The organism is Acinetobacter nectaris CIP 110549 (assembly GCF_000488215.1).
GTDB classification, from domain to species: domain Bacteria; phylum Pseudomonadota; class Gammaproteobacteria; order Pseudomonadales; family Moraxellaceae; genus Acinetobacter; species Acinetobacter nectaris.
Genome location: NZ_KI530723.1, coordinates 1 through 13,357 on the forward strand (window position 1 = coordinate 1; position 13,357 = coordinate 13,357).

Below are 13,357 nucleotides of genomic sequence, written 5' to 3' on the forward strand. Positions count from 1 at the left end.
ATTTCACTGAGCCTCTGCTGGAGACAGCGCCGCCATCATTATGCCATTCGTGCAGGTCGGAACTTACCCGACAAGGAATTTCGCTACCTTAGGACCGTTATAGTTACGGCCGCCGTTTACTGGGGCTTCGATCAAGAGCTTCGCTTACGCTAACCCCATCAATTAACCTTCCAGCACCGGGCAGGCATCACACCCTATACGTCCACTTTCGTGTTTGCAGAGTGCTATGTTTTTAATAAACAGTTGCAGCGGCCTGGTTTCTGAGGCTGCCGACAGCTCAGGAAGCAAGTTCCATCACCATCAGCAGCGTACCTTCTCCCGAAGTTACGGTACCATTTTGCCTAGTTCCTTCAGCAGAGTTCTCTCAAGCGCCTTGGTCTACTCGACCTGACCACCTGTGTCGGTTTCGGGTACGATTCCTGTGTAACTGAAGCTTAGAGACTTTTCTTGGAAGTATGGTATCAGCCACTTCGTAGGTAAACCTACTTGCTATCGACTCTCAGCATAGAGCACCCCGGATTTGCCTAAGATGCATGCCTACTGTCTTCCACCTGGACAACCAACGCCAGGCTGACTTAACCTTCTCCGTCCTCTCATCGCATTACACAGAAGTAATGGAATATTAACCATTTTCCCATCGACTACGCCTTTCGGCCTCGCCTTAGGGGTCGACTCACCCAGCCCCGATTAACGTTGGACTGGAACCCTTGGTCTTTCGGCGAACGGGTTTTTCACCCGTTTTATCGTTACTCACGTCAGCATTCGCACTTCTGATACCTCCAGCATGCTTCTCAACACACCTTCATCGGCTTACAGAACGCTCCCCTACCACTTACGCTAATGCGTAAATCCGCAGCTTCGGCACATAGTTTTAGCCCCGTTACATCTTCCGCGCAGGCCGACTCGACTAGTGAGCTATTACGCTTTCTTTAAATTATGGCTGCTTCTAAGCCAACCTCCTAGCTGTCTATGCCTTCCCACATCGTTTCCCACTTAACTATGATTTTGGGGCCTTAGCTGGCGGTCTGGATTGTTTTCCTCTTGACTACGGACGTTAGCACCCGCAGTCTGTCTCCCGGATAGTACTCATAGGTATTCGGAGTTTGCATCGGTTTGGTAAGTCGGGATGACCCCCTAGCCGAAACAGTGCTCTACCCCCTATGGTATTCGTCCGAGGCGCTACCTAAATAGCTTTCGGGGAGAACCAGCTATCACCAGGCTTGATTAGCCTTTCACCCCTATCCACAAGTCATCCCCTGGCTTTTCAACGACAGTGGGTTCGGTCCTCCAGTTAGTGTTACCCAACCTTCAACCTGCTCATGGATAGATCGCCTGGTTTCGGGTCTATACCCAGCAACTAAACGCCCTATTAAGACTCGATTTCTCTACGGCTCCCCTATACGGTTAACCTCGCTACTGAATATAAGTCGCTGACCCATTATACAAAAGGTACGCAGTCACATAATAAATATGCTCCCACTGCTTGTATGCATGCGGTTTCAGGATCTATTTCACTCCCCTCACAGGGGTTCTTTTCGCCTTTCCCTCACGGTACTGGTTCACTATCGGTCAGTCAGGAGTATTTAGCCTTGGAGGATGGTCCCCCCATATTCAGACAAGGTTTCACGTGCCTCGCCCTACTCGATATCATTATCTAAGCCCTTTCGTGTACGGGACTATCACCCTTTATAGTCACACTTCCCAGAGTGTTCCACTAAAACTTAGATAACTTAATGGGCTGATCCGCGTTCGCTCGCCGCTACTGACGGAATCTCAATTGATTTCTTTTCCTAAGGGTACTGAGATGTTTCACTTCCCCTCGTTCGCCTCAACAACCTATGTATTCAGTTATTGATACCTACCTTATGGTAAGTGGGTTCCCCCATTCAGAAATCTCCGGATCATAGGATATTTGCCGCCTCCCCGGAGCTTATCGCAGGCTATTACGTCTTTCATCGCCTCTGACTGCCAAGGCATCCACCACATGCACTTAATTACTTGACTATACAACCCCAAACAGTCGCTTACGCGAACTTCAAGGTGTACAGCTTCAATCTCATACCAAAACGCTTGATTCAGTTAATTTGCTAGTTCTCATCTCATTTCAAGTTGCTTTAATGTGAAATTAATTAAAATTTCAATTAAAACGCTTCAAAATGTATGAGTGAACAATTTTATTTCAGACTCAAATTGAATAATCTGTTAATGATTTAACATGCCTTCGTCAGGTCATGTACTGTGATTACTCACAGAGGTTAATATCAAGGTGGCGTAGTATACGCAATCTTTCTACTAAACTCTATAAGCAAATAAGCTGTTTGCTTATTTATTAGCTTAACTTTAATTAAATTGAAATATCAATCTGATTAAAATCATGGTGGAGACTAGGAGAGTCGAACTCCTGACCTCCTGCGTGCAAAGCAGGCGCTCTACCAACTAAGCTAAGTCCCCAGCTTAAAATCATTTCGAATTGTACATTATCTTCTAGTCTTTGGTGGGTCTGACAAGACTTGAACTTGTGACCCCACGCTTATCAAGCGTGTGCTCTAACCAACTGAGCTACAGACCCTCAGATAATATACCGAAGAACAACTTGTTGTGGATTCTTACCAAGTCTCACCTTTTCGTTAAGGAGGTGATCCAGCCGCAGGTTCCCCTACGGCTACCTTGTTACGACTTCACCCCAGTCATTGGCCACACCGTGGTAAACGTCCTCCCGAGGGTTAGACTATCTACTTCTGGTGCAACAAACTCCCATGGTGTGACGGGCGGTGTGTACAAGGCCCGGGAACGTATTCACCGCGGCATTCTGATCCGCGATTACTAGCGATTCCGACTTCATGGAGTCGAGTTGCAGACTCCAATCCGGACTACGATCGGCTTTTTGAGATTAGCATCACATCGCTGTGTAGCAACCCTCTGTACCGACCATTGTAGCACGTGTGTAGCCCTGGCCGTAAGGGCCATGATGACTTGACGTCGTCCCCGCCTTCCTCCAGTTTGTCACTGGCAGTATCCTTAAAGTTCCCATCCGAAATGCTGGCAAGTAAGGAAAAGGGTTGCGCTCGTTGCGGGACTTAACCCAACATCTCACGACACGAGCTGACGACAGCCATGCAGCACCTGTATCTAAGTTCCCGAAGGCACCAATCTATCTCTAGAAAGTTCTTAGTATGTCAAGGCCAGGTAAGGTTCTTCGCGTTGCATCGAATTAAACCACATGCTCCACCGCTTGTGCGGGCCCCCGTCAATTCATTTGAGTTTTAGTCTTGCGACCGTACTCCCCAGGCGGTCTACTTATCGCGTTAGCTGCGCCACTAAGTCCTCAAAGGACCCAACGGCTAGTAGACATCGTTTACGGCATGGACTACCAGGGTATCTAATCCTGTTTGCTCCCCATGCTTTCGCACCTCAGTGTCAGTATTAGGCCAGAAGGCTGCCTTCGCCATCGGTATTCCTCCAGATCTCTACGCATTTCACCGCTACACCTGGAATTCTACCTTCCTCTCCTATACTCTAGCCACCCAGTATCGAATGCAATTCCCAAGTTAAGCTCGGGGATTTCACATTTGACTTAAATGGCCACCTACGCGCGCTTTACGCCCAGTAATTCCGATTAACGCTTGCACCCTCTGTATTACCGCGGCTGCTGGCACAGAGTTAGCCGGTGCTTATTCTGCGAGTAACGTCCACTTATCCTAGGTATTATCCAGGTAAGCCTCCTCCTCGCTTAAAGTGCTTTACAACCATAAGGCCTTCTTCACACACGCGGCATGGCTGGATCAGGCTTGCGCCCATTGTCCAATATTCCCCACTGCTGCCTCCCGTAGGAGTCTGGGCCGTGTCTCAGTCCCAGTGTGGCGGATCATCCTCTCAAACCCGCTACAGATCGTCGCCTTGGTAGGCCTTTACCCTACCAACTAGCTAATCCGACTTAGGCTCATCTATTAGCGCAAGGTCCGAAGATCCCCTGCTTTCCCCCGTAGGGCGTATGCGGTATTAGCGCTCCTTTCGGAACGTTGTCCCCCACTAATAGGCAGATTCCTAAGTATTACTCACCCGTCCGCCGCTAGGTCATGTAGCAAGCTACAATCCCCCGCTCGACTTGCATGTGTTAAGCCTGCCGCCAGCGTTCAATCTGAGCCATGATCAAACTCTTCAGTTAAAATCATTAATTCCTTAAGGGAATCAATCTGGCTCATTAATCACTAGCAAAAATATTCGCTCTCAAATAAATTTTCGAGTAAATTTCTACTTTTAATCAATGAATCTTAAATATATTCAGTGATCACTCAGTAAAAATCCACACAAGTTGTTCTTCAATTCTATTAATGATTCGCATCACTGATTCGTCATCAGCAAGCTAGGTCGGCTATATTACTCTCTTTTTAAAGAAAGTCAACTGTAATCTGAAAGATTTTTATCTTCTTAATCAAACCTAACTTTAATCAATCTAAGAACTAAATCTTAAACCAATCAACTAAGTTACTGTTTACTAAGAAGTTTCTTTCAACATCACCGCCGATGGATACGCATTATAGACCAATACATTCCAAACACAACCCCTATTTCCAATTTATTTCCAATTTATTTATCAATAGAATAAAATATAGACAGAATTCTATTTTTCAGCTTATTTAATATGCTATTTTATGTTTTTACCCACATCTTGTTTTGCTTGTTATACACTACCTGTATGTTTATAACGTCTTTCAGGAATTTACATGCATCATAAATCTTATAAATTGTGGGCGTCCTTACTTATATCTATAACAGCATCTTCAACTTTATATGCACAGACCAATGCTGAACAATCACAAAGTTTAACTAAAGATAATAGTAGTACATATTCATCAGAAAGTGACTTCTTCGGTTTTAAGAACCATTTACATCATTTTTCTAAAGATTTGAGAGTTGATGCAAATGCTAATCAACCTGATAGTATTAAAGATCCATTCCAAGGGTTTAATAGAAAGGTTTATGTATTTAATGATTTCCTAGATACACATTTTTTACGCCCGATTGCTGTGCAATACAGTTTAAAAGTACCTGAAACTGTACGTGGATCATATTCGCAGTTTAGAAGTAATTTAAATGAGCCTTGGAATGCTGTTAATCAAACAATTCAGTGGAAACCTATGGTTGCACTAAAAACTCTAGGTCGTTTTGCTTTCAACTCTTTAACGACTTTAGGTCTTGCAGATCCAGCTAGACGAATTAATTTAAATAATAATGAAGAAAGTTTAGGAACTACTTTAGGTTATTATGGCGTACCATCTGGGCCTTATTTAATGTTGCCATTTTTTGGTCCAAGTACTTTGCGAGATGGTGTTGGACTCATTGCAGATAGTCAAGCAAAGTTACAACAATATCTTTTTAAAGATTCAGATCAGTTATTTTGGTCTGATGCTGCACTGGGCGCAATTAATACAAGAAGTAGCTTATTAGACTTAGATAGTACCTTGCAAGGCGATAAATATGCCGCAATTCGTGATTTATATTTACAACGCAAGAAATTTGTCATTGCAGAAAAACAAGGCAAAGCTGATCAAGATGTTTCTTTTGTAAGTGATGATAGCGATTCAAGTACAAATTCAGCGCAATAGTTAATGTAAGTTTCCTATATAGTCAGAGTGATAGGTGTAACATATACTATGTCATGTTGCACCTTTCTTTCCTTTTTATCATTTAGGCATATAATCTTTATTTATTATGTACTTTATTCAACCCACTCGCACTGTATCTCATCTAGAGAGTGTAATTCAGGCATTGCCAGATATACATATGATTCAGGTAGATGAGCTTTCTCAGTATGACGAAAATATTCTTGCCATTGCAGATGTGCAAGATTTTTTAACATATAAATGGAGCTTTCCTACAATTGTTCTTGCCTATGAGCATGAAGGTTCTGCTTTAGCAGAAGCATGGCAAGCTGGTGCTTTAGCCGGTTGGGTATGGCATAAAATACCTAAAGATCCATTAAAACAATTGGGTAAAATTGATGCTCAATATAAAAGGAACCAAGATAGTAGAGACCTCCCCTCCGCAGCTGTTTTACAAAAGAAACTTTTACCTGATGATATTGATGTTCCAAATTATAAAATAGAGTCATTTTTTCAGCCATCCGCATACTTATCTGGTGATTGGTATGATTATTGGAAAATTAATGACCAAGAAATAATGTTTTATCTTGCAGATGTTTCAGGTCATGGTGTTGCAAGTAGTCTATTAACATCATGGATGGCAGCGTTTCATGGGCGCTCTAAAAAACCCCGATCATTAATTAAAAAATTAAATGGGATGCTTGTTCAAGAGAATATTGAAAAACATATTACAATGATTACAGGTATTTTAAATTTTGAAACGCATCAATTGCGTTGGTCTAGTGCAGGACACTACCCACCTGCAATTTTGTTTAATGAAAATGAGCCACCTATCATTTTAAATACAAGTAGCTTTCCACTAGGTTTAACTGAAGATTTAGAAGTTGAAGAGTTCGAATGTACTTTATCTAAAAATGCAAGATTTATGGTTTGCTCTGATGGTGCACTCGAACCATTTGAGGGAGGATTAAATGATCAACTTCAACAACTTATTCAACATCTACAGAATCAAACCTTTGAAGCACCTGAACATGTGGCAGATGATATTGCTATTTTAACATTGCGTAGGAAGAAATAAATTTATTATAAATCAGTAGTATATATTTATAGAATTTTACTTTAGTCGACCTCCCTATTGAGTATCCTTATATGCTATGGGATAATTGGCTAATCCTTCTCAAGAAATGGCATATATATGTCAACAGGTCATGTTGAATATGCAAGTTTGAATGGCACACACTTTTTTAAAATCATTGGTGAAGTGCGCGCGCAATCTTGCATAAGTCTAGACAAACTATTGGGTAAGATTGAAAAACAGTCTACTAATATCGTCAGTGCAGTTGTAGATTTAACCCAAACTACGTTTATCGATAGTACTGTTCTTGGTATTTTAGCAAAGTTAGGGTTAAAGCTTAAACAGATGCATAATATTCAAAGTGTTATGCTATCTACAAACCCAGATATTACAACCCTAGCAAATAGTATGGGGTTAGGTCAGGTATTTGCAATTTTAACATGCAGCGAAGAAACAAAGGTATGTACCAAAGCATTGCCTGATGAAGATGCAAATCAAAAATCAATGTTAACAACTGTATTAGATGCGCATAAAACGCTTTGTAAACTTAACCAAAGTAACCACAATATTTTTGAACCACTCGTAAAACAGCTTGAAAAAGAAAAAGAGCAAGAAAAAGTTTAAGTGCTTTACTAAAAAATCTAAACTAAACCCTATAATTCAACAAAATAATATATTTTTGTAGGGTTTAGCTAAATAAAATCATGAATATCTAAATATAAAACATACAATATTGTTAAATTTAAATAACTGTTCTTTGTAAAGAAATACCATTCTTTTTGACTCATGTTATGCAACAATATCTACTCTTCTAAAATATATTTTCATGATCAAATAAATGGGCTTCAAAAAATTAAAAGGAAATCTTGTGCCAGCCATTTTAGATGAAGCAGAAATCCTTACCCCTGATATCCACTGGTGGGGAGAGTATCAATTTGAGCTTAACCAAGCACGAACATGGCAATTTGGATCATTACTTCTGCGAATTACACGTCATGCACAAGAATGGCGTATGGAATATCACCGACCTATTCGCCAGCAAGATGATGAGCAAACTTGGGGAGAAATTACAGACCCAACATTTTTATTGCCTGAGCCAATACATATAGAACGTTATATGTTTAGAAAAACTCAGGATAAATTTCAGCTCATGCCACGTTTAGCTGATCATTCTGTTGTTATTCGCCCTATAGAACCAATTTATATTCCAGCAGGACAAAAGGGCCTTCTTTATATTAGTACCCCTCTATGGATTGTTGGTTTTGCTGAAGGGCATAAAGAGCCTTTATTTGATATTCCTGTCATTCAACCCAAAGAAACTTGGTTTGGGCCTGATACAAGAACAGGCGAATTATGTTATGCAACAGAAGTGAATGGTCGAACTGAGCTAGAAAGACTACAACCAAAAGCTTTTCGAGCTGTTACTCCTATTGTTTTTCATAATACGAGTCATGAACAATTACGCCTTGATCGTATGAATGTACCTATTGTCGCCTTACCATTATTTTTCAGCGAAAGTACCAATCGACTATGGACATCTCATATCAAAGTTGTTCATGACTCATCAGATCGACCACCACGTATAAAAATAGAAAATAGAACCCCTCCTCGCGCAGGTGAAGTAACTTATATGCATGCACCAAGGTCACCCGGTGGTGTTTTATTTAATATGTTCGACTCATTTTTCTAGGATACCTCATGGATAAGACACAAATTCCTCAGGATATTATTTTAAGTCTTAAAGCAATTTTTACTGCAATTAATCTAGATAGAATTGGCGAACTCTTTATTGCTGCTATTCTTGGACTCATTGGCTTTATTACAGCACGTTTAATATCGAATACGTTTATTCGTACGATTGGTTTACGTTTCAATGCGCATCAAAGAATGGTATGGCGACGCGGTATTTTTTATACAATCTTTATTTTCTTTATTATTGCTGCTTTAAAAGAAGCGGGTTTCAAGGTGAGTATATTTTTAGGTGCAGCAGGCATTTTAACTGTTGCATTAGGTTTTGCATCACAAACATCTGCAACAAACTTAATTAGTGGCTTATTTTTAATTGGTGAAGGTTCATTTGAAATTGGTGATGTGATTCAAATGTCTTTAATACGTGGTCAAATTATTGAAGGTGAAGTCATTTCTATTGATTTACTTTCAGTAAAATTACTGACTATGGATAATACTTATATTCGCGTCCCAAATGAACAACTTATTCGAACACCTGTATATAACCTTTCCAAATATCCTATTCGAAGAATTCCTGTCACACTGCCTGTTACATTCCACGAAGACTTATCCAAAGTTAGAAAAGTGCTAACTCAGACAGCGCAGTATCATACACTTATTTTAGATGACCCTAAACCACATGTCGCTGTAACAGAGTTTGCAGAGTCATCCATTGAACTTACTTTTACAGTTTGGTGTCATCAATCTCACTATGTTCAAGTAAAAGATGAAATCTTAGAACGGATTCGTAATAGCTTCATTGAGCACCAAATTGAAATTCCTGTGCCTAAAATGGGCTTTGTTAATGAAGCTGAATTAGCAGCTACAAATTTACGCGCCGACCTTTAAGTATTAATTCGAGATATCCCCTGCATCATTAAACTTTTTCACGTAAAATATAATGAGATTTTATTGAGGAAGTTATGATGCCACCTTTTGTTTTGGTTGATGGGTCTTATTTTTTATTTCGAGCATATCATGCTATTCCTCCTCTTACGACATCGACAGGACTGCACACCAATGCGATTCGAGGAGCGATTGCTGCGATTCAAAAATTAATGCGCCGCATTGAGCCAACGCATATGGCTGTCATTTTTGATACTCCTGAACCAACATTTCGCCATCAACTTTCTCCTATTTATAAAGGTGATCGTCCTGCAATGCCTGATGACTTATCAGAGCAAATTCCATATTTACATGCGCTCATTCGTGCTTTAGGTATTCCTTTATATTCTCTTGCAGGTGCAGAAGCCGATGATGTCATTGGAACCCTAACCAAACATGCTGAAAAAGAAGGTCATAATGTGCTTATCTCTACAGGAGATAAAGATATGGCACAGCTTGTCAATGAACGTGTTAAACTTGAAGACAGTTTTAAAGAGCGTGTTCTTGATGTAGACGGCGTATTTGAAAAATTTGGCGTATGGCCACATCAAATCATCGATTATTTAACGCTTATGGGTGATGCATCTGATGGGATTTTGGGTGTGCCTGGTGTTGGCGCAAAAACCGCTGCGAAGCTACTCAATGAATACGAATGCTTAGGACGTATTTTAGAAAATGTAGATAATATTAAAGGTCGAGTTGGAAAAAATCTAAAAGAGCATGTAGAAACAATTGCTATTGACCATCAACTCGCAAGCATTGTTTGCGATTTAGATTTATCATTAGAATGGAATGACTTAGAACTTCAGAACCCAAATACCAATGAGTTACGTAAGCTTTATACCGAATTAGAGTTTCGTAATCAGCTGCAATCTTTAGATCATCCCAACAATCCAAATAGCAAAACCTATAAACAAAATACTCAAGCCATTGTAAAACAAGATGCAGTCACAACTCAGAATGATATAGACCAAGCAACTGCAACAAGTCAAGATGACCAACTAGGGCAATCAACTTACCATACAGTGCTGACCCAAGATGACTGGAACCCCCTACTCACACGCATGCAAAATGCTGAGAAGTTCGCAATTGATACAGAAACGACTCATCTAGATTATCGTTTTGCAGAAATGGTTGGTTTTTCAATCGCATTTGATTCAAAAGATGCCTACTATGTTCCTTTTGTACATGATTACGAAAATGCACCGATGCAGTTAGACCGAGATCGGATACTGCAAGAAATTAAACCGATTATTGAAAACCCAAACATTAAAAAAATTGGTCATCACCTAAAATATGATGCTCATATATTTTCTAACCATGGTATCCATTTACAAGGTTGGTATTTTGATACCATGCTTGCATCTTATGTGTTTAATTCAACAGCAACACGTCATGGTATGGATGACGTTGCTCGTTTGTACTTGAGTCACTTAAATACAACTTTTGAGCAAATTGCAGGTAAAGGTGCAAAGCAAAAAACATTTAATCAAATCGAATTAAGTATTGCTGGACACTATGCAGCTGAAGATGCACACGTAACATGGCGTTTATATGAAGTGCTCAATGAAAAGCTAAAGGACTCTCCCGAACTTCTGAATATTTTACACAATGTAGAAATGCCTGTTGCTTCAATACTTACGCAAATGGAAGAAGTAGGTATTCAACTTGACCCTGATTTTCTAAGTAAATTAAGTGGTGAGTTTTCCATTACCATGCAGTCTCTAGAAGAAAAAGCCATAGAAATTGCTGGAGAAAGCTTCAATATTTCCTCACCAAAACAAGTTGGAGAGGTCATCTTCGATAAGCTTGGTGTAAAAGGTGGGAAAAAAACAGCGTCAGGGCAATATAGTACAAGTGAAAGTGTTTTAGAAAAATTAGAGCACCCTATCGCAGAAATTATATTAGAGCATCGGGGATTAGCCAAACTCAAAAGTACTTATACAGATCGTTTAGTTGAACAAGCAAATAAAGATACCATGCGTGTTCATACAAGCTATCACCAAGCGAATACAGCAACTGGTCGCCTTTCATCATCAGATCCTAACTTACAAAATATTCCCATTCGTGGAGAAATTGGTCGACAAATCCGTAAAGCATTCATTGCACCTCAAGGAAAAGTCATTCTTGCTGCCGATTATTCACAAATAGAATTACGTCTAATGGCTCATTTTTCACAAGATGAAGCACTGATAGATGCTTTTAACAATGGACAGGATATTCACCAACGTACTGCGGCCGAAGTTTTAGGTATTGCTCTAGATGAGGTTACATCTGATCAGCGCCGTCAAGCTAAAGCTGTTAATTTTGGACTTCTCTACGGCATGTCAGAATTTGGGTTGACACGTCAACTCGGCTTTACGCGTGAAGAATCCCGCGCATATATCAAACAATACTTTCACCGCTATCCAGGTATTTATGAATATATGCAAAGTACAAGACAAGTCGCTTTAGAACAAGGCTTTGTTGAAACTGTACTGGGACGTAGACTCTATACACCTGATATTAATGCTAGAAATGTCATGGTGCGAAAAGGGGCTGAACGTGCTGCCATTAATGCACCATTACAAGGAAGCGCTGCCGACATCATCAAACTTGCAATGATTGAAGTAGATAAAAACATTCCTAAAGAACAAGCAACGCTACTTTTACAAGTACACGATGAACTCGTATTTGAAGCAGACCCTGCATATGTCGATCAGCTTATCCCACAAATTAAAGAAGTCATGTCGTCTGTACTAAAACTTTCTGTACCTCTAGATGTAGAGGTTGGCTTGGGCAATAACTGGGATGAAGCACATTAAGCAGATTTTAATGCAACAAAACATTGCACAAATAATCAGCTTATCTATTCCTATGTTAGGATAAATGATATAGCACAGTTGCTGTGCTATATCTCAGCCTTGAGTGAAACAGCTTATTGAGTAAATCTCCAGTCAATAAGTTTATACTGTATGGTCTTTCTTCTTTCTGAAGTTAGACCTTTTTTTATTTATACAAGCTGAATAATATCGATCGTTGGTCTTACACGAAAACGGAATGGTACACCAACCATACCCGTACCCACAGTCACATAAACATCTGCATTTCTATGCCGATACAAACCACGCTTATGTCCTAAAATAGATGCCTTCTTCATCATATAATTCGTAAACCATGGCAATTCGACTTGCCCACCATGTGTATGCCCTGCAAGCATTAATGGCTTTATCGGAAGCTGAGGTACCATTTCTACAGTATCAGGGTTATGTGAAAGAATAATCCATGGTTTATCTTGTGGTAAATCTGGCATGAAGCGCATCTCTGATTTACCAGCCCATAAATCACCAATACCAATGAGTCTAAACTGATCAAACTCAATGATTTTTCCTTCAATATCCATCACCTCATTATGATAAAGTGCATGACTTAGAAGCTGTTGAATTGGTGGCCCTGGGTATTCCTCATCATGATTGCCACAAACAGAGTAAACAGGTGCCTCAATATTTTTAAGAATATTTAACTCTTCTTTTAAACTACTTTCAGGCTCATATGTCCAATCGCCTGCAACAACAACAATGTCAGGTTTTTCAATATTAATTTTTTGAACAATTTTACGTAGCTGTGCCTCATGACCTGAAAATAACCCTATATGTAAATCTGCAATCAATGCAATTTTAAAAGGCTTCTTTTCATGTTTATCGTTATCGTCATTAAAAGCATACGTTGTATGCTTAACACACAACCAGTTTGGCTCAATAAAGCGTGCATAAATTAATATACCAATTAGCACTATAGATATTAAAGCCGTTGCAATTGAAATACTACCTAGATAAAAAGTAGAAAACACCCATAATAGGAGTGGAAAAAGTAAATATGACTGATAAAAAACTGATAAATGTATAAAAGCTTTAAATGGATGAATTGTTTCTGTTTTTGCTTGGCTTCTCCAAGCCTGAATCACTGCCCATACAGCAACAATCACAAAAATAATATTCAAAAAATCATGAATTGAATTAGAATTCCACATATATACTCTCAGATCAGCTCACTTTAAGTGCTTTTCGCTATAATGAACAGACCCACT

General features: G+C 39.7%; 7 protein-coding genes, 2 tRNA genes and 2 rRNA genes. 6 read left to right on the plus strand and 5 right to left on the minus strand.

Annotated elements, in window-relative coordinates:
- From P256_RS06490 to P256_RS06505, 4 genes are all read right to left on the minus strand, one after another.
- Window positions 1-2,004, minus strand: a 23S ribosomal RNA gene (locus P256_RS06490); the annotation flags it as partial.
- A gap of 371 nt (window positions 2,005-2,375) precedes the next feature.
- Window positions 2,376-2,451 (minus strand) — tRNA-Ala (locus tag P256_RS06495).
- A 41-nt stretch (window positions 2,452-2,492) separates the two neighbouring features.
- A tRNA-Ile gene (locus P256_RS06500) sits at window positions 2,493-2,569 on the minus strand.
- Window positions 2,570-2,628: 59 nt separating this feature from the next.
- A 16S ribosomal RNA gene (locus P256_RS06505) occupies window positions 2,629-4,165 on the minus strand.
- A gap of 559 nt (window positions 4,166-4,724) precedes the next feature.
- Between P256_RS06505 and P256_RS06510 the strand changes: the two genes are divergently transcribed.
- The 6 genes from P256_RS06510 (at window position 4,725) to polA (ending at window position 12,095) form a co-directional block, all read left to right on the plus strand.
- Window positions 4,725-5,606, plus strand: coding sequence for an MlaA family lipoprotein (locus tag P256_RS06510; protein WP_023272890.1), 882 nt, complete (start codon window positions 4,725-4,727; stop codon window positions 5,604-5,606).
- Window positions 5,607-5,712: 106 nt separating this feature from the next.
- Complete coding sequence (gene gigA, locus P256_RS06515) at window positions 5,713-6,681, plus strand: RsbU family protein phosphatase GigA (RefSeq protein ID WP_023272891.1); 969 nt, start codon at window positions 5,713-5,715, stop codon at window positions 6,679-6,681.
- Window positions 6,682-6,798: 117 nt separating this feature from the next.
- Entirely contained in the window at window positions 6,799-7,302 is a 504-nt protein-coding gene (gene gigB / locus P256_RS06520) for an anti-anti-sigma factor GigB (RefSeq protein WP_023272892.1), read from the plus strand.
- Between the two features lie 244 nt (window positions 7,303-7,546).
- Window positions 7,547-8,368 carry a hypothetical protein gene (locus P256_RS06525; protein ID WP_023272893.1) on the plus strand — a complete coding sequence of 274 codons (822 nt, stop codon included), beginning with the start codon at window positions 7,547-7,549 and terminating at the stop codon, window positions 8,366-8,368.
- An 8-nt stretch (window positions 8,369-8,376) separates the two neighbouring features.
- A complete protein-coding gene (locus P256_RS06530; protein ID WP_023272894.1) occupies window positions 8,377-9,255 on the plus strand; it encodes a mechanosensitive ion channel family protein in 879 nt (292 codons plus the stop codon).
- Between the two features lie 77 nt (window positions 9,256-9,332).
- Entirely contained in the window at window positions 9,333-12,095 is a 2,763-nt protein-coding gene (gene polA, locus P256_RS06535) for a DNA polymerase I (RefSeq protein ID WP_040331982.1), read from the plus strand.
- A 188-nt stretch (window positions 12,096-12,283) separates the two neighbouring features.
- Here polA and P256_RS06540 read toward each other — a convergent pair whose 3' ends face one another.
- Window positions 12,284-13,300, minus strand: a complete 1,017-nt coding sequence (locus P256_RS06540; RefSeq protein WP_023272896.1) for a metallophosphoesterase — start codon at window positions 13,298-13,300, stop codon at window positions 12,284-12,286.
- Between the last annotated feature and the right edge of the window lie 57 nt (window positions 13,301-13,357).